The following is a 20,431-nucleotide window of genomic DNA, read 5'->3' on the forward strand; positions in this document are numbered from 1 at the left end:
CTTATAATTTCCTGAGGATATTTGGATATTAATCATATGAATCTCATTTGGTTTCGTCAGGATTTAAGAGTTAGGGATAACACGGCGTTAATGGAGGCAAACCGGCATGGGAATACTTGTGCAGTGGTGATACTTTCGCCTGAACAATGGAAATTGCATGATGATGCAGTGATTAAAATTGACTTTTATCTTCGCCAACTTAAATCACTTGAAAGTGAGTTAAAGCAATTCAATATCCCACTTGTGGTGGAAATCGTGCCCCAATGGGACGATGTACCAGCTAAAATATTAACTTTCGCAAAAAAATATCAAATTACTGCGATACACGCTAACATCGAAATCGGCATGAATGAGTTGAATCGTGATGCGCAAGTCCAGACCTTATTAGAATCGCATCAGGTGACTGTCGAGTATTATCATGACCGCACAATTTTCCCACTTGGATCAATTCGTAATAAGACGCGCCAGCCTTATCAAGTTTTTGGTGCTTATAAACGTGCATGCTATGAAATCTTGAATATCTCTGTTCCTCAACCACTCGCTGTACCGAAGGTACAACCTCATGAGCTTATACAACGCTTTCATACCTCCAAAATTCCATCGATACATGATTTTTATCCTGATGCTCAGATTAAATATCAATGGCCTGTTGGAGAGTCATATGCACTACAAATGCTCGAGAAATTTGTTGACGAGAATTTAGAGACGTACAAACAACAACGCGACTTTCCAAACATTGATGCAACCAGTCAATTATCACCGTATTTAAATCTAGGATTTATTTCGATTCGACAATGTTTGGCTGCAATTTTTAGTCGCTCAAATGGCAATTTTCATCTCTACTCTGATGGTCAACAAACTTGGTTAGATGAATTATTATGGCGAGAATTTTATCAACACATCCTGTTTGACTTTCCAAGATTATCGAAATATCAACCATTCAATTTAAATACATCTAATGTGCCATGGCGTGATGCACCCGATGAATTAAATGCTTGGAAGTTTGGACAAACGGGTATTCCAATTGTGGACGCTGGAATCCGTCAAATGCTTGAAACAGGATGGATGCACAATCGTGTCAGAATGATTGTCGCCATGTTCCTTAGTAAGAATTTGCTCATCGACTGGCGTAAAGGCGAACAATGGTTTATGCAACATTTGATTGATGGAGATTTAGCGGCAAATAATGGTGGCTGGCAATGGTGTGCTTCAACAGGTACAGATGCTGTACCTTATTTCCGTATTTTCAACCCCATTAGTCAATCACAAAAATTTGATAGTCAAGGTGATTATATTCGCAAATGGGTACCTGAATTAGCTCATCTTGATGCGAAAATCATTCATGAGCCTTACGCTAAAAATCCGAATCTTAAACTCAATTATCCAAAACCTATTGTTGATTTAAAGATGAGTCGACAGCGCGCATTAGCTGCTTTCAAATCAGCTAACTAATGCTCGTTCTAAATTTTGTTTGGCTTGATTTTCTAAAGTGTCATGAAAATATGCTGTTTTATAAATGGATTCCATTTGATAAAAGCTATTAAGAACTTCATTTCGTTTTAGTGTATAAAATTCAGATGGTACCCAACTGAATTCTTGATGAATTTGCTGCTGATATTCTTCAAAACGTTTGGCGTTTGAACCGAGAATTGCAAGATCAATATCAAGTAAATAGTTAAGATCCGAATCAGATGCACAACGATGCTCTTTGGTCGCTAATATCCACTGATAAATTTTCTCACATCTCATCATCTCCATGTGAGGAGATATGATGTTCAGCATCAGATCAGCACTTTGTTGTTCATTATCGTGTGCCTTAGGCTCATAAATGACATCATGAAACCAAAGAGCCATAGAGACTGACAAAGGATCTTTTAAATTTGGTAGAACCAATTGTAAGTGTTCCATACATTCAACGATATGCTGCACTGTATGATAATGCCGATGAGGCTCACTGTAATGAACTTCTAATCTATCAAGAATAGCTATGGAATCCTCTGAGGATAGTTCAAGCTGTTGTGCAGTAGCGGCCCAGTATCTTCTCAACTGGTTTAAATATGAATCAATCATCAGACACCCTGCCCAGCTACCGCCTATTTATTTTCAAGCAGCCTGCTCATCACGTTTAAATACGAGCTCACCTTTCAAAGAACTTTCAGCATCGAAATAATAGCCATCCGTATTGAATGATTTAAGATCATCCACAGTATTAGGTTTATTTTCGATAATATAACGTGCCATCAATCCACGCGCTTTTTTTGCATAGAAACTTATTACTTTATATTTTCCATTTTTCTGGTCTAAAAATACGGGCTTGATAATTTCAGCTTCAATTTTGCTTTCTTTCACCGATTTATAATATTCATCGGATGCGATATTGACCAATAAATCACTCTTGGCTTCTGATAAATCTTGGTTGATCAATTGGGTAATTTCATCTCCCCAAAATTCGTAAAGATTGTGACCGCGTGGATTTGCTAATTTCGTGCCCATTTCTAAACGATAAGGCATCATCAAATCCAGTGGTCGAAGCAATCCATAGAGACCCGATAGCATTCTTATATGGCATTGAGCATATTCTAAATCAGCTTGCGTAAGCGAATACGCATCCAGACCTGTATAAACATCGCCCTTAAAGGCAAATATTGCTTGGCGTGAATTTGATAAATCAAAGTCTGATTGCCAATCTCTAAAGCGTTCCACGTTAAGATTCGCAATTTTTTCACTTACACTCATTAATTTGGCGATTTCTGAAGCAGACAATTTACGACTTACGTCTATAAGCTGTTGTGAGTGGTCAAGCAATCTTGGTAAAGTATGTTTATCAGTTGGAAGTGTAGATTCATAATCTAATGTCTTAGCAGGAGAAATTAAGGCAAACATAGAAACCTGATCAAAAAACAATTAATCAAACTATAACAGTAGACTTATTTTATTTCCAATTGTGTTTTTTTTAATTATTGACGTTAAAATATACGATTCTCCTGCACGTTAATCGGTATTTTTATGTCTGAACAAATGTTCATTCAAGGCCCTGTTGGCAAAATTGAGGTTTTTGTAGATTATCCTCAGTCTGAAGTAAAAGGATTTGCGGTCGTTTGTCACCCTCACCCGCTTCAAGGTGGTACTCCTCAGCACAAAGTTCCCACTCTGCTAGCTCAAATGTTCCTTGAGCGTGGTTATATCGTTTATCGTCCAAGTTTCCGTGGATCAGGTCAAAGTGAAGGGGTTCACGATGAAGGATTTGGTGAAACAGAAGATATTTTAGAAGTCATTCGTCAAGTACGTGCAAAACACCTTACATTGCCTTTCTACGTTGGAGGCTTTAGTTTTGGTGCACATGTTATGGCGAAGGCATATCATGCACTACCTCAAGAAATTCAACCTGAACAAGTCATTCTATGTGGTTTACCAACAGCCACAGTTGCTGGTATCCGTCACTATGTTACTCCAGCAATTAAAGGTGATATTCTGTTTATTCATGGTGAGGCAGATGAAGTCACTTTATTATCCGATTTAATTGAATGGGCAAAGCCTCAACGCCATATTATTACAGTGCTACCTGGTGCTAATCACTTCTTCACAGGTTATTTGAAGCAACTTCGCGTCGCGATCACTCGCTTCCTTACGGCTTAATATAAATATTACGTGTTTCAGAAAAACCCAGTGTAGATTCTTTACATTGGGTTTGTTTTATTCCTCGTTAGGATTTCCATTCTAGCGATTGGAACGACTCATCTTCTCTTAATGTCTGCTCTACTGCTTGCGCAAGTTGTTTAATCACACTCTGCGTCTCAATTTTTTGGAACCAATCCTGTTCCTCATCTGCATGCGCACTTATTTCACATACAAAATGTCCTTCGCCATCTGGTTGATTACAGTTCACCCCTAAAGCGATTGGGTGATCAGAGACACTGACTTCCAATTCATGCGGATTCGTATTTTGAGTGTGAAATCCATGTTGCACCAACTGTTCAGATAACAATGCTGTAACGTAAGTTTGTGCATTATCATGAGAATGACTTGAATGAGCCTTAGCGTATTTCGTTTGATCAACTAAAAATTGTAATTTTTTCATTTCCTCATCCAAAGGCTTTTTAATTATATAGAATTAGAATAAGCAATATAAACAAAACAGCCAAGCTTTTGCTTGGCTGTTTGAAAAGAAATATACAAATCTTTGGTCGTATTATTCACTAACTTGAATAGATAAACCCGCTTGTTCAGTGAGTTGAGTAAATGTTGGGAAACTTGTTGCAACGGTTTCAGTTCCCACAATTTTAATTGCGCCTGAAGTACGCAGACCCGCAATGGAGAAACTCATGGCAATACGATGATCATGATGTGACTCAATTTCACCACCTGTAAAGATAGCAGACCAATCACCAGACTTACCTTTACCTTCAATAATAATACCGTCATCCGTAGGCGTACAATCAACACCCATTGTTTTCAATCCATCAGCCATCACTTGGATTCGATCAGACTCTTTTACACGAAGTTCAGCTGCACCAGTTAACACTGTTTGACCTTCAGCACAAGCTGCAGCAATAAATAATGCTGGGAATTCATCAATCGCTAAAGGTACTTGATCTTCAGGCATGTGGATGCCTTTCAAAGTACGAGTGCCACGAATTCGAATATCAGCGATTGGTTCACCACCTGCAATTCGTTCATTCTCGACTGAAATATCAGCCCCCATTTGCTTCAAAATTTCGATCACCCCAGTACGAGTAGGGTTAATACCCACTGCCTCAAGTGTTACATCTGAATTTTCAGTAATGGCAGCACCCACCATAAAGAACGCAGCAGATGAAATATCTGAAGGCACTTGAATATTCGTGCCAACTAACTTACCACCACCTTTTAAAGAAATACGGTTACCTTCAGTTTTCACATCATACCCAAATGCACGTAACATACGCTCAGAGTGATCACGTGTCGGTTCTGGCTCAGTCACCGACGTTACACCTTCTGCCCATAAACCAGCGAGCAGAATGCCAGACTTCACTTGTGCAGAAGCCATCGGTAAATCGTAATGAATACCTTTAAGTTGCTGATTACCTGTGATCGATACTGGCGGTGTGCCACGCTCACCTGTTGTTTGAATTTGAGCACCCATTTCACGGAGTGGCTTTGCAATACGTTCCATAGGACGTTTGCTCAACGATGCATCACCAGTCATTACTGAGTCAAATTTTTGCGCAGACAACATCCCTGACAGAAGACGCATCGAAGTCCCAGAGTTACCCATATAAAGCTCACTTGCTGGAGCTTTAAGGCCATGCATTCCTACACCATGAATGGTGACTTCACCATTTTTTGGACCTTCAATATTTACACCCATATCACGGAATGCTTGAAGTGTTGCTAAGGCATCTTCACCTTCTAAGAAACCAGTAACATGTGTTGTACCTTCAGCGATCGCACCAAACATGATTGAACGGTGTGACACAGATTTGTCACCTGGCACGCTAAATTTTCCAGAAAATGATTTAGCACCCGGCAGAATAGTAAATTGCTGTGTCACAGTTTTGTTCTCCATTAAAGGTTTCTTGGCAAGCATATGGTTAAAATGTTGGCGTGCTGCTTGAGCATGTCCAAGCAATCCCATGAGTGCTTTTGAATCTTCGTTTTCAATGAGCTGTCGAATATGAGCCAATTGGTTCTCAAAACCATCAACAGCATTCAAAATCGCTTTTTTATTGGCAAAGAATATGTCATGCCACATTTGTGGATCACTCGCCGCAATGCGAGAAAAGTCTCTGAAACCACCAGCTGCATAGCGGAAAATGTCCAGATTATCTTCACGATTTGCAAGTTGCTCAACCAAATTGAATGCCATTAAATGAGGCAGATGACTTGTATGCGCAAGCACTTCATCATGCTTTTCCACATCCATACAAATTACTTCAGCTTGAGCAGCTTGCCATAACTGAATTAGTTTTTGCACTGCCCACTCAGCACTTGTTGCTAACGGCGTTAATATCACTTTGTGGTTAGCAAATAAATCTACTTTACCTGCATGAACACCAGTATGTTCAGCACCAGCTATTGGATGCCCTGGAACAAAACCTGCGGGTAACTGCTCACCAAAAACCGCAATTGCAGCCTCAACAACATTGCCTTTGGTACTGCCCACATCTGTAATTATGGTATCAGGAGTAATCACAGATTTGATCGAGTTTAATACAGATTGTGTAGCTCTCACGGGTAAAGCAAGAACAATTAAATCTGCATCAACCACTGCATCTTTGGCATTAGCATATCCTTCACTAATCAAACCTAAAGCTTTAGCATCTTCTAAGGTTTGAACAGATCGCGTAGATGCCACCACATTTTCAGCAAGACCATGTGTTTGAATGACACGTGCTAAACTTGATCCAATCAATCCTAGCCCAATAAATGCAACTTTTTTAAATAAAGGTTGAGACATATCTAAGTATCAACTCTTTTTAAAGTACCGCAATCGGGTATGAACCAAGAACACGGATTTCTTTGACTAATGGACGAATTTCTTCGACAGCCGCACGTACGTTCTCTTGTTCGATATGCCCTTCTAAATCGATAAAGAATACATAAGCCCATTTTTCAGGCAATGCAGGTCTTGTTTCGATACTGGTCAAGCTAATGTTATGTTTAGCGAACGGCGCTAAAATTTCTAATAACGCACCTGCACGGTCATGTGCAGAGATCAATAAAGAAGTTTTATCATTACCACTTTGTGGTACTTTTTCACGCCCAATAACTAAGAAGCGTGTTGTATTTTCTGGATTATCTTCAATATTGCTATGTAAGATTTCTAAATCATATAAGCTCGCAGCTGTTTCAGATGCGATTGCCGCAGAATGCCATTCATTACGGATACGGCGAGCAGCTTCAGCATTCGAACTCAAAGCCACACGTTCAACACCTGGATAATGAGCATCGAGCCAGCCACGACATTGAGCTAAAGTTTGTTGATGCGCATAGATTTGTTTAATGCTGTCTTTACGCGTATTTGAAGAAATCAAAAATTGATGATGAATACGTAATTCAACTTCACCAATCACATTTAAATGTGACGCTTTAAAACAATCAAGCGTGTGGTTAACCACGCCTTCGGATGAGTTCTCAACAGGAACTAAACCATAATGTGCACTGCCTGCTTCGACTTCACGGAACACTTCATCAATTGTAGGAAGTGGGCGCACAACCGCATCATGTCCAAAATGCTTCAGTACTGCCGAATGGGTGTAAGTTCCTACTGGACCAAGGAAAGCAATGCTTTGTGGTGCTTCTAAAGCAAGGCACGCAGACATAATTTCTCTAAACAAACGCGCCATCGTCACGTCAGATAAAGGACCTTCATTACGCTCCATCACATTACGCAAAACTTGTGCTTCACGCTCAGGACGATAAAACATTGGATTTTCTTCAGAAGCAAATTTTGCTTTTGCTACAGCTTCAGCAAGTCGTGCTCGACGGTTAATCAGTTGTTGGAGTTGTTGATCTACTGAGTCGATATCTTCGCGGATTTTAGCTAAGTCTAAAGAATTCGTCGTGTTTTGATCATCGTTGATCATTGTAATGTCGCCTTACAGAATCAGTTATGTAAACAGTATAACAATAGTTAGCTTTCAAATGTTAAGCAACCAAACTTTATGGCAATAAGACTTAAAAATATACAGTTGAAATAATCATCAATCCAATATGCGCTATAAATTAGAAAAAAGACAAGAACATTGAATAGGATAGCTTTAATCTTTTTTTTAAATCAGTTCGTTCTATAAGTTTTAAAATTGAAAACACATTTGAATACATCTCGCTTGTATTCATCAAGCGAGATGTAAATACGGATAGAAAATTAACGTCCTAGCATGCCACGTGCTACGATTTCTTTCATGATTTCGTTGGTTCCGCCGTAGATTCGTTGAATACGTGCATCCACAAAGAAGCGTGAAATAGGATATTCCGTCATATAGCCATAGCCACCAAAGAGTTGCAGTAGATTATCCGCCACTTTCATTTGCATATCTGTACTGAAACTTTTTAATGCAGCTGCTGTTTCAACATCCAATTTCCCTTCTTTATACAATGCTAGGTTTTGATTATAAAACGCGGCTGTAGCCAGTTCATCGATTTTCGCTTGTGCTAAAACAAAACGAGAATTTTGGAATTGTCCAATTTTTTGACCAAAGGCCTGACGCTCTTGGACATATTGAACAGTCACATCAATTGAACCTCTAATTGCCCCTAATGCTGTCGCAGCAATCGCTGTCCGCTCACGTGGTAATTCTTGCATCAAATATGCAAATCCCTGACCCGCTTGACCTAAAAGCTGATCAGCTGGAACTTTTACATTGTCAAAAAAGAGTTCCGAGGTATCTTGGGAATGCAAACCGATTTTGTCGAGATTTGTACCTTTTTTAAACCCTTCTAGATGAGTATCAACCAATAAAAGAGAGACGCCTTTAGCACGTGCCTGAGGATCTGTTTTAACGGCAAGTACAACCAAGTCTGCATGCTGACCATTTGAAATAAAGGTTTTAGAGCCATTCAAAACATAATGATCACCATTCAAAATGGCATTCGTACGGATGGCTTGTAAATCAGAACCAGCACCTGGCTCTGTCATTCCAATTGCTCCCACCACTTCACCAGAAACCATTTTTGGCAACCAGTATTTTTTTTGTTCTTCGTTCGCGATGTGTAGAATATATGGTGCTGCAATTTCTGAGTGACATGAAATACCTGTCGATAATGCGCTATAACCTGCACGTGCCGACTCTTCAACCAACATTAAAGAATATTCTGTTGGAACACCATAACCACCATATTCTTCAGGAACATCTACGCACAAGAAGCCATTTTCACCAAGTGCATTCCACACTGAACGTGGCATTTTTCCTTCACGTTCCCACTGCTCATAATGAGGAGCAACGTGCTCACTCATAAAACGTTTGAAATTATCACGGAATAATTCTAAATCTGCATCATATGCCAACATTCTTGTGTTCCTTACACTTCATTTTTTTATAAGTTTTCATGCTATCCCGTTTTTTTCCAGTTGTCATGGACAAAAGCGCTTGAAAATTCATACAATTTGGTCAGTCTCAAAAGCTAAAAATAATGCTTGGTCATTAAGTTTTATATTTAGCTTTTAGTCCAAGCATCATTCCACATTACACTGTCATTAAGAACATCCAACTGCATTGATCATGAATACAAAACGTAATTTATATAAAGACTTTGAACACCCATTTGCGCAATTTGTTCGTATTCTTGGCAAAGGAAAAAATGGTGCGCGATCACTGACCTATGAAGAAGCCTATCAAGCATTTGAGATGATTTTAAAAAATGAGGTATTAGACGTTCAGCTGGGTGCTTTTTTAATGCTTTTACGAGTGAAAGAAGAATCTGTAGATGAACTGGCTGGCTTTGTGCAAGCGACTCGTGATCAACTTAAATTTAGAGCTATTGATGTCGACCTAGACTGGCCATCTTACGCGGGGAAACGCAAACACTATCCGTGGTTTATCTTATCGGCGTTAAGCTTAGCAAAACATGGTCATCGTATTGTAATGCATGGGGCTTCTGGACATACCATTAATCGATTATATACAGAACAAGTTTTACAGTATTTAGGTTATACCATTTGTCAAAATGAAAACGAAGTGGCATCAGAACTGAATCAGCATAACTTTGCCTATATACCACTCGAAGTCATTTCACCTACCTTGAGTGATTTAATTGCATTACGCAATATCATGGGCTTACGCTCACCCATTCATACGCTTTCACGACTCATCAATCCCTTCAATGCCAAAGCCACTTTGCAAGCGATATTTCACCCTGCGTATCGCAGTTCTCATCAACAGACTGCTGCCAAATTAGGTTACGTTAACAGTGCGGTGATTAAAGGTGAAGGCGGTGAATTTGAACGAAACCCAGATGCAAAAACCTTAATTTGCGGTATACGAGACGGTGAACTGTATGAGCTTGAACTTCCGAAACTCACAGCTGATCGTTCAGCAATTGAAGAAGAGTTGAACTTAGATACTTTCAATGCCGTATGGTTAGGTGATGCCCACCATAGCTATGGAGAGGTGGCTGTTATTGAAACTATGGCAATCGCAATCTACACTATGAATGTGGCTGAAACATTTACACAAGCACAGACCTTGGCTCAAGAATACTGGCAGTCACGTCATCGAGTTTAAATTCGGATTAAAAAAAGACACTATCAGGTGTCTTTTTTAACATAGAAGATTATACAAAACGTATAGGTTGAAATTCTGGCTCTGGAACATGTGAATCACATTCATCACCTTCCTCTTTATGACCTTTATCAATATACCCTGATCTTTCTGTTTCTGGCAGATTTTTAGCTTCCCAAGCAATGACTGCTTGCATTGAAATCTGACGCTGCTCTTGAGTTAAAGCTACACCGTTTGGCCATTTACCGATTTCAACGGCAGTTCTTAAACGAGCAACGATGTCTGCATCCAAAACTGATAACATTTGTTCAATATTCATGTTTAGTCCTGCTGATGAAATGAATCGTAATCTTGATTCCATCCTAGTTTGGTACGACATGCCATATAAAAGTCGTATCCAGGTGGATGTAATAAAGTAAGTTTGAAAGGATGTTTGCGAATATGCAACCAATCACCTTCATTTAAAGAAACACTGTGTTGCCCATCAGCACTCACCATTGGCAACACTCGATTCTTACGAATTTGAATTTTAATTTCACTTTGACCACCCACCACAATCGGACGAGAAGAAAGCGTATGCGGGTGCATTGGCACTAGCGCGATCGCATCCATACTTGGGTGCAAAATTGGACCGCCACCAGAAAGTGCGTATGCTGTTGAACCCGTAGGTGTCGATACAATCAAACCATCACTGTGTTGGCGATAAACATATTGACCATCAATATGAAGATCAAACTCAATCATATGGACTGACTTACCTGAATGCAGAACCACATCATTCAATGCTATTGCATCATAAATCAGTTCATTTTTACTACGAACTTCGACTTCTAATAAAAAACGGCGATCTAGCTGAAACTCACCTTTCAAGACTTGATCTAATTTAAATAACACTTCTGTCGGTTTGATATCTGTTAGGAAACCTAAACGCCCACGGTTTACCCCGATGACTGGAGTATTGTATTTCACTAAAGATCTAGCCGCTTGAAGCAATGAACCATCACCACCTACGACAATCACCAAATCTGTAACTTCACCCAATAAAGCTCGACTGACCGTTTGCGAATTTTTATAAGGGACCAATTTAGCGGTTTCTGAATCAAAAACTGGATGCAAACCTAAACTAATCAAATGGTCATGAATTAGACTTAAAGTCTCAACCACAGATGATTTATCTGGTCGTCCAATTAATCCAATATTACGAAATGACTTTGCTGAAAGTTGCACGTATGCTACGGCTCCAGATGAATTGTTGAGTATCATATCATCATCATTCTGTGACTTACATATTTCAAGCCTGTTTCATGTTATGAATTTCACGAATAATTTCACATTTTCTCCTTAATATTGAATTAGATAAATCATTACATTTATCTAAAAAAGGCATAAATTCACAGTTTAATTATTGCAAATTATAAAAAAGCTTCGCATGATGAGCGCAATAAAACAGGGTTTTGCTTTTTGATCTATGAAGTTTGAACGTGGTATTGGCTTAATTGCATTGATTTTCTCAGTGCTGGTGATTTCTGCATTTGTGGCTTTTAGTATTTATCTAATCCGTTTAGATAATATTATTCGCGATAAATTTGAAGGCAATCGTTGGGATATTCCAGCGAAAGTATATGCACGCCCCTTGGAAGTTTATGCTAATGCACCTGTTGAGCAACAAAACTTCATTCAAGAGCTAGGTCTGTTGGGTTACAAAAACGCTGAAGACTATACCAAGCCAGGTAATTTTTTGGTTCAAGGCAATACTATATATGTCCACACGCGTGGTTTCGATTTTGGTGATAGTGTAGAACCAGAACAAATCCTCCAAGTCAGTTTTGGCGCTAGTCAAATTTCAGAGATTAAAGCAACAAAACCATCGAGTACGGGGATTGCCCGTCTAGAACCAATGTTAGTTGGGGGAATCTACCCTCAACATAACGAAGACCGTGTTCTCATTAAACTCAATCGTGTTCCTAAACCTTTAATTCAAGCGCTTATTGCCACTGAAGACCGTAACTTCTATCACCATCACGGCGTCTCGTTTCGTGGTACAGCACGCGCAGTTGTAAGCAACGTTACTGGTGGTAAGCGTCAAGGTGGCTCTACACTCACGCAGCAATTGGTTAAAAACTTTTATTTGACCCCTGAACGCACAATCAAACGTAAAGTGAATGAAGCATTTATGGCCTTGTTGCTTGAGTTTCATTATGACAAAGATGAAATTCTGGAAGCATATTTGAATGAAGTTAATTTAGGACAAAATGGTAATTACTCGATCAATGGATATGGTTTAGCGTCTCAATTTTATTTTGGTTTACCACTTAGAGAATTGAGTATAGCGCAACAGGCTTTCCTTGTCGGACTCGTTCAAGGTCCTAGCTTATACAATCCTTGGAGAAATCCTGAAAGTGCATTAAAACGCCGTAATGTTGTTCTAAACAATATGTTAGTCATGGGATATTTGACTGAAGATCAATATGAAACTGAGTCAGCTAAACCTTTAAACGTGATTAAAAAACCGACTTTAGGTCCAGCTCGCTTCCCTGATTTCCTAGACATCGTACGTCGTCAACTCAAAACAGAATACCAAGAAAGCGATTTAACGAAACAAGGTCTTCGAATTTTCACAACATTAGATCCAATCGCACAAATCAAAGTACAAAAATCATTTACAGATTCAGTATCAAGACTGTCTAAGGCCAATCCTGCACGCTTGAAAGATCTTCAAGGCGCGGTATTAGTTTCTCACCCTGAAAATGGTGAATTGATTGCGGCCGTAGGTTCAGTATCTGACTTCACAGGTTTTAACCGCGCAGTTGATGCAAAACGTCAGGTAGGCTCATTATTAAAACCTGTTATTTTCCTAACTGCTTTGGAATCTGGTCGTTATAACTGGGCGATGGCAATCGAAGACTCGCCAATTAGTGTGCCAGTCGATCGCAATCAGACTTGGACACCCAAAAATTATAGCGGAACTTCGTATGGTTACGTCCCAATGGTTCAAGCTTTAGCCAATTCATATAACCTATCTACAGTTCGCTTGGGACAAGAATTTGGACTTTCTTCATTTACCAATCATTTAATGAAGTTTGGCGTGACTTCACCTATTCCAAATTATCCATCGATTTTCTTAGGGGCTGTTGAAATGTCACCTATGGAAATCATGAATATTTATGGCAACTTTGCAACTGGAGGGTTTAAGTATCCTACAAAATCTATCCGAACAGTTGTTGATACCAATGGGCAGCTCATTAATCGCTACAGTTTAAATGTTCAACAAACGATCGACCCATCGGCTGCTTATATTTTAAATTACGGATTACAACGTGTGATGTCGGCAGGTACAGGACGTGCTGCTTACAGTGGCCTAGCTCCGAATCTAAATCTAGCGGGTAAATCAGGTACGACCAATGATACAAGGGACTCGTGGTTCGCGGGGTATTCAGGTAATCATTTGGCAGTTGTATGGCTCGGATTAGATGATAATAAAGTGACAGGCTTAACGGGCTCATCTGGCGCTTTACCCGTGTGGACCAACGTAATGAAGCAACTGAAGCAAAAACCTGTCAATTTACGTCAACCTGATGAAGTACAGTGGCATTGGATTGACTCAAATAGCGGCGAGCTTTCAGCACAAGGTTGTCAAGGTGCGCTCTATGTACCGATACTTAAATATACTGTTCCTCGTCGCGCAACAGCATGTGGCTTACCACACTACCAAGTAGAGCCGACTTACGTTCCTGAAACGAATGCAGAAGAAATTCCAGCAGAAGACAGCATCGACCAATATATTCGTGAGAGCGAAACAGAAATGGAACGGGATTTAAATACGAATGCCACTCGAGTACTTTCGAGTGGAAGTTATAATCCTTAAAATAAGTTTAGGAGGAGTTAAGGTTAATGACAAAACTGAATTTTAGCGTACTATTCGCCAGCATATTACTCTTAGGCGGTTGCCAAACTTTAACCTCCCCTCAAAACTCACAACCGTCTCAGAAACCTAAACAAGCTGAGACTAAAACAACACCATCCCAAAAAGATGCCGATGGTATTAAAATTACGCCTTACGATCGACCTGAAATTAAACGGGAACAATTACAAATTGTTATTCCTGAACAGAAAAGCTCAACTCAAAAATTCGATGATGGCCGCCAACTTCCCGCATTTAAAAACTTAATGCAACAAACCCATCATGCATTTCGTCAAGCAAAATGGAGTGAAGCTGAAAAAGCCGCACTCCAAGCACAAAGACTTGCCCCTCAATCTGCAGAGACCTATATGTATCTCGCGATGATTGCCAATCAAAAAAATGAGGCAAAAAATGCTGAATCGTTGGCAAAACGAGGTCTCAGTTATGCTCAAACAGCAACGATGAAACGACAACTTTGGCAAATTATTTTGAAATCAGGTCAACTCCAAAAAAATCATAAACTTATTCAAGAAGCACAAAACCAAATCAAGAAATTTTGATTTAAGCATGAGTTTTGCTTTTTTAATGCCTTTAAAAATCACGAATACCAGCAATTCCATAAGCTCCATGTTGTATGGCCTGATCTAATAACTCAGGCTTCATACCGCCTAGCGCATAAACCGGTATATGAATATCTTTCGTTAACAATTCAAACTGCGACCAACCTAAGGGGTCTTGCTGAGGATGCGATGTTGTACTCAGTACTGGACTTAAAAATATTGCATCAAAACCTAACGCTACAGCTCGACTGACACTAGAATGGTCATGACAGGATGCGATGCGTTTAATGCCCTTCCATTCCTCCATAAATGAATCAGAATTTAATTGCATCAACTGATCATGTTTAAATTGTACGGCAAATACTTTTTTTTGATTTGATTCTGATAATCCTATCCACACATCACGATTGATAATGAGCTGATCCAGTTGATTATACTGGTTGAGTTGCAGCGCAAAATCTAAAGCATTTTCAGTTCTCAAATAGCTAACTCGATTAAGATCAATGGTTGTATCGAGACGATCTATATTTTTTATTGCAATTTTATTCGGCCAGAGTAGTCGTTTAACAATGGCATCATTAGCTTTAGGAAAATTCAAAATGGTTAGTGCTGAACGATCATGCCATGTCCAAGGACTTTGAATATGATCTAGTAGAGACTGATCAACATAAGCCTGATAAATGTTCAATTTTACGATTAGATCTTCATATTCATGCGTAATAAGATCAAATAAATAGACATGATCTAGAAAAATTCCCACCTCTTCTTGAACTTCACGCTGGCAAGCTTGTTCAGGAGTTTCTCCTAACTCGACTTTCCCTCCAGGAAACTCAGCTTTCCCCCCCTGATGTAAAGAGGCTTCTCTCCACCCTACAAGAACTTGATTTTTATGGAATAACAACGCTATAGAAACATTAATCGTTTTTTTTGACATGATTATCTTTCAAAAAATGAGTACTTAATTGTAAGCATTTTATGTTTTTTTATAAATGAGAAAAATTATCGTTGACAGCTCTATTCGATAATGATTATCATTTAAATAGTTCACCACATACCACGGAGTCCAAGGAATGAACGCACCATTTAGCTTATTCACACGTAATAACGAAAACCACCAAGCATTACCAATGCTTCACTCAAATAATCTATTTGCTCTAGGCAGAGAAATTCGCATTATGCATGCAGGAGAAGAATATCGCCTTCGTCTCACACGAAATAATCGACTCATTTTGACAAAATAAAAATTCTAAAATTTGATAATAATAATCGTGGAACTAAGCAGTATGAATCAGCGCATACTGCTTCTTTAATTTTATTTCTTCAACTTTATAGACACTGGTTTTAATGAAATTTTATTTCAACTTTTAACCCACCTAACTTCGATTTCTTAAATACAATCTCGGCTTGATGTAATTCGACAATTTTACGGCAAATTGATAATCCTAATCCTGAGCCCGTTGTACGTGTGCCTAACTGACGATAAAATCTTTCTCCCAGCCGATCAATCACTGTTTGCTCAATGCCGTGACCTTCATTTTCAATCACAAATAGAATTTCATTATTATTTTGTTTGATTAAAATATCAACGATTCCATTCTGTGGCGTATAGCGGATTGCATTATCGACTAAATTTCGGATGCAGCTAAACATTAACTCAGGATTTGCATTAATCGCATGATTTCCTAACTCAGTTTTAAACTGAATGTTTTTTTCTTGGCTCAAAGGTTGTACTGAATGTAAAACCTCTTTCGTCAAACGGTCTAAATCTATGGACTGTATCGGTACATCTTGCGTTGAAGATGGGTCAAGTCTAGCCAACAAAAGTAAATTTTCTAAAATATTTGAGCCTCTACTCACATCTTTTAGAATCTGCTCTAAGTCTTGTGACAAATCCTCATGATCAGACTGGTATTTTCGTTTTAAAAGTTGTAACCGCATTTGAATCGCTGAAAGTGGCGACCTTAATTCATGGGATGCATCTGCTGTAAAACGTTGTTCCGCAGTAATTGCCCGATCTAAACGCTCCATCATTTGGTTTATTTGACTCACAATAGGTTGCAGTTCTTTTAGTTCTGGTTTTGAAGGTGTAATCGGTGATAAATCCTTAACGGTCTTTTGCGATATTAATTTTGAAAGTTGGTGAATAGATCGAAACTGACGTCGTATAATAAAGTGTAGAATAAACCATTGAATGCCCCATAAAATAATGAGAACACCACCGTAGCCCAGCAAACTTTTGAATAACTGATCAACACGCGCTGACATGGGTTGAAGCATAGTTAGAATTTGCTGATCGCTTTGCTCACTGTAATAACGAAATAATCGTCCTTCTAGCCAAACAAAACCAAAGTGATCATTCTGAAAAAAGACCTTGGAACCAATTTGACTGAAAGCAAGGTCTTGCGATTCAATCAAAATAAGTTCATCGAGCTTTAATTCATATTTGATATCAAATTGTTCACTTAAATCATCTAACTCATTTCCCACATGACTTGAAATATCACTGACCAAAATCAAATCGGCGATTTCATCCATCATATTGTCATGGGTCTGCATGTTCTGGTAAAGCGAGATCACCAATAAAAGAATTAATGCGACAACGCCCGCCAACATCGAACTGAGCATTGAAGACTTAACAAGACGATTCTGTAAAGAAATAGGGTGCTGATCCAACACTGTTCTACCTTAAGTCTGATCTAGATTCATTCGATAACCTAATCCACGAATCGTTTTAATCATGGTTGAGCCTATTTTTTTCCGAATCTGATAAATAAAAACTTCAACTGCATTACTTTCAATTTCATCACCCCAAGCATATAAGGACTCTTCTAGTTGCTCACGTGTCACAACACGTTCAGGATGTTGCATTAACTTATATAAAATTTGGTACTCTTTCGCTGTGAGATTGACAATTTCTGAATTTAATTTAACAACTTTGGCTTGGGGGTCCAAACTCACGGATCCAAACATTAGGATTTGAGACGTGCCTTTGTGCTGAGTACGTAGTTGTGCTCTCACTCTCGCCGAGAGCTCATCTAAACTGAATGGTTTAACTAGATAATCATTAGCCCCCAAATCAAGTCCTCCAACACGATCTTGGATACTGTCTTGGGCTGTAATAAAAATAACTGGTGTATTGTGTTGGTGTTTTCTTAAATGTGTCAGAATGTCATCACCAGTTGCTTTCGGTAATCCACGATCAAGTAATAAACAATCATATTGATGCTGCTCAATTGCTAATATCGCATGATCTCCACGCTCGACCCAATCAACACTATATCCATCCATTTCTAACCAAGCTTTGATACTTTCAGCTTGTGACACATCATCTTCTGCTAATAATATACGCATGTCTCTCTTCACTAAGCCACAATTCATTCACTATAAAGTTTTTCAAAAAAAGATGCATAAAAAAACCACATTTCTGGAGAATGTGGTTTTTTTGGTTTGAGTACTTAAAAGCCATAAATCAAATACTCAATTCAGTAAATAGCTCATTAAAATTGAACTTGATCTACATCAATTTCTACACGCTTAGCAGGCTTATAATCAATATCCACTTCACCAATTAATACAACAGGTGTTTTTGCAGAGATTGGTTTACCTTGCCAAAGTTCATCATCAATATCCACAGTGATCACACCTGTGCTATCGCGGAATTGATATTTTTCATCACCAGTTGCCTTAACAATATAGCCTTTTAATTTCACTGGCGTATCATCTTTGGCAGTTAAAGCACTTTTAACAGTCGTAATTGCTTGTGGTGCAATGGCTGCATGATTAACAGCACTTTGGTTCACTGCCGTATTAGCCATTGCAAATGTAGTTGCACCGACTAAAGCTGTCGCAATTAAAGCTTGATTAAACATTTTCATTTTCTATACCTTTTCAAGTGATGTTTGTTTCGATAAAGCTATTAAAACAAACAATGCTGAAGCGAATCTTAAGAAATATGAATATTTATTAATCTTTGACAATTAACTTAGTGGTACGACTCTTAGCACCTCTTCTAATGTCGTTACCCCTTCAAGGACTTTTCGAGCACCCGCAATACGCAACGGCTCTACACCTTCTTTTTTTGCGTGAGCACGTAATTCATCTAAATTAAGATTAGCACTGATTTTTTGTTTTGTTTCTAGAGACACAGGCATAAATTCATATATACCCACCCGCCCCTTATACCCTGTGTGACGACAATGTTCACAGCCTTTGGCATGATACACTTGAGCAGGCATCTTTACTAAATACCCATAGGTCAGATGCTCCCATTCTTGAGCATTAATTTCCCGTTTTTCTTTACAATGAGAACATAATTTTCTGACTAGCCTTTGCGCCAAAACCCCTAAGATTGTTGCCGCTGTTAAAAATGGCTGCACCCCTAGATCATGTAAACGAGTCAAGCTTGAAGGTGCATCGTTTGTATGAAGTGTTGAAAGTACGAGATGACCTGTTAATGCAGCTTGAATCGCCATATTTGCTGTATCTTGGTCTCGGATTTCCCCAACCATGATAATGTCTGGATCTTGGCGCATAAGGGCACGTACACCATCGGCGAAATGAAGATCAATTGCAGGGTTTACCTGCATCTGATTGAAGCTCGGCTCTATCATCTCAATAGGATCTTCAATCGTACAAACATTTAATTGCTCAGTCGCAAGTTGTTTCATTGATGAATACAGGGTTGTGGTTTTACCTGAACCAGTTGGACCTGTCACTAAAATGATGCCGTGACTATTTTTGGTAATGGCATTCCATTGCTCTAGCAGTTTTCCTTCAAAACCCAGTTGTTGGAAACTCCTCACTAATACTTCAGGATCAAAAATTCGCATTACCATTTTTTCGCCTGCTGCAGTAGGCAGAGTTGATAAACGTAGTTCAGTTTCTTGACCCTTAGGAGTACGCGTTTTTAATCGCCCATCCTGAGGACGTCGTTTTTCTGCAACGTTCATACGACCCAGAATTTTAATACGAGAAATTACTGCCGTGAGTGTATTGCTGGGCATGTTATAAATCGTATGCAGCACACCATCGATACGGAATCTAACACGTCCTTTCTCCGCACGAGGCTCAAGATGAATATCACTCGCACCCTGTTCAAAGGCAAATTGAAGCAACCAGTCGACTAATTTTACGATGTGCTGATCGTTGGCATCAGGATTTTGACTATCACCCAATTGTAAAAGGGATTCAACACCTCGGCTCTGTCGGTCGTAAGCTCCTGAATATTGAGAAGAGTTTACTGCTCGGCTCACTTGATAATATTCAATCAAGTAACGTTGTAACTGCTCTGGATTCAGTAAAACCTTAACAATTTTTTTAGGACTTAAGCTCTTTTCTAAATTCTTAACCCAATCATCCAAGAATGGTTGATCTGTACCAATTAAGATCTGATCAGGATGCACCTCCACCGCTAGAATTTTATTTTTGAATGCATATTCTTGTGACATGACCTGAGTCAGTGCTGCAACATCTGCTTTAAGCGGGTCAATCACATAATATTGGAGTTGTGTTTTTAATGCTAACCACTCACATAAGCGTTGCAATGTTAACTTATGTTGAGGTTGAACTTGATCTACCAATTCAAAATGAGCAATCCACTGCAATGGATGCCATTTAAATTGATCTTTTTGGCGGTGTCGGGTTTGTATGAGCAACTTATCTCGCTCTAAAATACGACCATCTTTTAGTAGTTGTTCTAAACACCATGTTGTATCAATTTCAAAATTAAAATTCATTCAAATTGCCCCATTCCTTGAGCCCAACTATAGCAA

At 39.0% G+C, this 20,431-nt stretch carries 19 protein-coding genes; 6 read left to right on the forward strand and 13 right to left on the reverse strand.

The window, feature by feature from the left end; all coding sequences use genetic code 11:
- Positions 1 to 36 precede the first annotated feature (36 nt).
- A complete protein-coding gene (locus AC1M9I_RS05840; protein WP_481594729.1) occupies positions 37 to 1,452 on the forward strand; it encodes a cryptochrome/photolyase family protein in 1,416 nt (471 codons plus the stop codon).
- Here AC1M9I_RS05840 and AC1M9I_RS05845 read toward each other — a convergent pair.
- On the reverse strand, positions 1,441 to 2,070 hold the full coding sequence (locus tag AC1M9I_RS05845; RefSeq protein WP_481610805.1) for an HD domain-containing protein: 630 nt from the start codon (positions 2,068 to 2,070) through the stop codon (positions 1,441 to 1,443). The two genes, AC1M9I_RS05840 and AC1M9I_RS05845, sit on opposite strands and share 12 nt — an antisense overlap.
- 33 nt (positions 2,071 to 2,103) lie before the next feature.
- Positions 2,104 to 2,883 (reverse strand): peroxide stress protein YaaA, encoded by a 780-nt coding sequence (gene yaaA / locus AC1M9I_RS05850; protein WP_481610806.1) that lies wholly within the window; start codon positions 2,881 to 2,883, stop codon positions 2,104 to 2,106.
- A 123-nt stretch (positions 2,884 to 3,006) separates the two neighbouring features.
- Here yaaA and AC1M9I_RS05855 point away from each other — a divergent pair, with 123 nt between their 5' ends.
- Complete coding sequence (locus AC1M9I_RS05855) at positions 3,007 to 3,636, forward strand: alpha/beta hydrolase (protein WP_035267316.1); 630 nt, start codon at positions 3,007 to 3,009, stop codon at positions 3,634 to 3,636.
- 67 nt (positions 3,637 to 3,703) lie between these two features.
- On the opposite strand, the gene AC1M9I_RS05860 is transcribed toward AC1M9I_RS05855, so the two are convergent.
- From AC1M9I_RS05860 to AC1M9I_RS05875, 4 genes are all read right to left on the reverse strand, one after another.
- Positions 3,704 to 4,078 (reverse strand): hypothetical protein, encoded by a 375-nt coding sequence (locus tag AC1M9I_RS05860; RefSeq protein ID WP_481610807.1) that lies wholly within the window; start codon positions 4,076 to 4,078, stop codon positions 3,704 to 3,706.
- Between the two features lie 111 nt (positions 4,079 to 4,189).
- Positions 4,190 to 6,436: a bifunctional prephenate dehydrogenase/3-phosphoshikimate 1-carboxyvinyltransferase gene (locus AC1M9I_RS05865; RefSeq protein ID WP_481610808.1), complete on the reverse strand. Its 2,247-nt coding sequence runs from the start codon at positions 6,434 to 6,436 to the stop codon at positions 4,190 to 4,192.
- Between the two features lie 19 nt (positions 6,437 to 6,455).
- Positions 6,456 to 7,565: a prephenate dehydratase gene (pheA, locus tag AC1M9I_RS05870; protein ID WP_035267321.1), complete on the reverse strand. Its 1,110-nt coding sequence runs from the start codon at positions 7,563 to 7,565 to the stop codon at positions 6,456 to 6,458.
- Positions 7,566 to 7,846: 281 nt separating this feature from the next.
- Positions 7,847 to 8,989 (reverse strand): acyl-CoA dehydrogenase family protein, encoded by a 1,143-nt coding sequence (locus AC1M9I_RS05875; RefSeq protein ID WP_035267322.1) that lies wholly within the window; start codon positions 8,987 to 8,989, stop codon positions 7,847 to 7,849.
- 211 nt (positions 8,990 to 9,200) lie between these two features.
- Between AC1M9I_RS05875 and AC1M9I_RS05880 the strand changes: the two genes are divergently transcribed.
- On the forward strand, positions 9,201 to 10,202 hold the full coding sequence (locus AC1M9I_RS05880) for a glycosyl transferase family protein (RefSeq protein ID WP_481610809.1): 1,002 nt from the start codon (positions 9,201 to 9,203) through the stop codon (positions 10,200 to 10,202).
- 49 nt (positions 10,203 to 10,251) lie between these two features.
- On the opposite strand, the gene AC1M9I_RS05885 is transcribed toward AC1M9I_RS05880, so the two are convergent.
- Positions 10,252 to 10,518, reverse strand: a complete 267-nt coding sequence (locus tag AC1M9I_RS05885; RefSeq protein ID WP_035267325.1) for a YeaC family protein — start codon at positions 10,516 to 10,518, stop codon at positions 10,252 to 10,254.
- A 2-nt stretch (positions 10,519 to 10,520) separates the two neighbouring features.
- Complete coding sequence (locus AC1M9I_RS05890) at positions 10,521 to 11,462, reverse strand: NAD(+) kinase (protein WP_092767167.1); 942 nt, start codon at positions 11,460 to 11,462, stop codon at positions 10,521 to 10,523.
- 205 nt (positions 11,463 to 11,667) lie between these two features.
- On the opposite strand from AC1M9I_RS05890, the gene mrcB reads away from it, so the two are divergent.
- Both mrcB and AC1M9I_RS05900 read left to right on the forward strand, forming a co-directional pair.
- Positions 11,668 to 14,064: a penicillin-binding protein 1B gene (gene mrcB, locus AC1M9I_RS05895; protein ID WP_481610810.1), complete on the forward strand. Its 2,397-nt coding sequence runs from the start codon at positions 11,668 to 11,670 to the stop codon at positions 14,062 to 14,064.
- Between the two features lie 26 nt (positions 14,065 to 14,090).
- Positions 14,091 to 14,660 (forward strand): tetratricopeptide repeat protein, encoded by a 570-nt coding sequence (locus AC1M9I_RS05900; RefSeq protein ID WP_481610811.1) that lies wholly within the window; start codon positions 14,091 to 14,093, stop codon positions 14,658 to 14,660.
- Positions 14,661 to 14,691: 31 nt separating this feature from the next.
- Here the strand turns inward: AC1M9I_RS05900 and AC1M9I_RS05905 are convergent, their stop codons facing one another.
- Complete coding sequence (locus AC1M9I_RS05905; RefSeq protein ID WP_481610812.1) at positions 14,692 to 15,594, reverse strand: thiamine phosphate synthase; 903 nt, start codon at positions 15,592 to 15,594, stop codon at positions 14,692 to 14,694.
- Between the two features lie 136 nt (positions 15,595 to 15,730).
- On the opposite strand from AC1M9I_RS05905, the gene hemP reads away from it, so the two are divergent.
- Positions 15,731 to 15,901, forward strand: a complete 171-nt coding sequence (hemP, locus tag AC1M9I_RS05910) for a hemin uptake protein HemP (protein ID WP_035267337.1) — start codon at positions 15,731 to 15,733, stop codon at positions 15,899 to 15,901.
- 100 nt (positions 15,902 to 16,001) lie between these two features.
- Here the strand turns inward: hemP and AC1M9I_RS05915 are convergent, their stop codons facing one another.
- The 4 genes from AC1M9I_RS05915 to tfpB all read right to left on the reverse strand — a co-directional run bounded on the left by AC1M9I_RS05915 (position 16,002) and on the right by tfpB (position 20,395).
- Complete coding sequence (locus AC1M9I_RS05915; protein ID WP_481610813.1) at positions 16,002 to 17,336, reverse strand: sensor histidine kinase; 1,335 nt, start codon at positions 17,334 to 17,336, stop codon at positions 16,002 to 16,004.
- Between the two features lie 9 nt (positions 17,337 to 17,345).
- On the reverse strand, positions 17,346 to 18,011 hold the full coding sequence (locus tag AC1M9I_RS05920) for a response regulator transcription factor (protein WP_481590258.1): 666 nt from the start codon (positions 18,009 to 18,011) through the stop codon (positions 17,346 to 17,348).
- Between the two features lie 146 nt (positions 18,012 to 18,157).
- The gene (locus AC1M9I_RS05925) at positions 18,158 to 18,529 is read right to left on the reverse strand and encodes a NirD/YgiW/YdeI family stress tolerance protein (protein ID WP_373683345.1); all 372 of its coding nucleotides are present in this window, start codon (positions 18,527 to 18,529) and stop codon (positions 18,158 to 18,160) included.
- A gap of 108 nt (positions 18,530 to 18,637) precedes the next feature.
- The gene (tfpB, locus tag AC1M9I_RS05930) at positions 18,638 to 20,395 is read right to left on the reverse strand and encodes a type IV pilus assembly ATPase TfpB (RefSeq protein ID WP_035267342.1); all 1,758 of its coding nucleotides are present in this window, start codon (positions 20,393 to 20,395) and stop codon (positions 18,638 to 18,640) included.
- Positions 20,396 to 20,431 lie beyond the last annotated feature (36 nt).

The sequence above is a fragment of the Acinetobacter sp. ANC_7553 genome, from assembly GCF_056779895.1.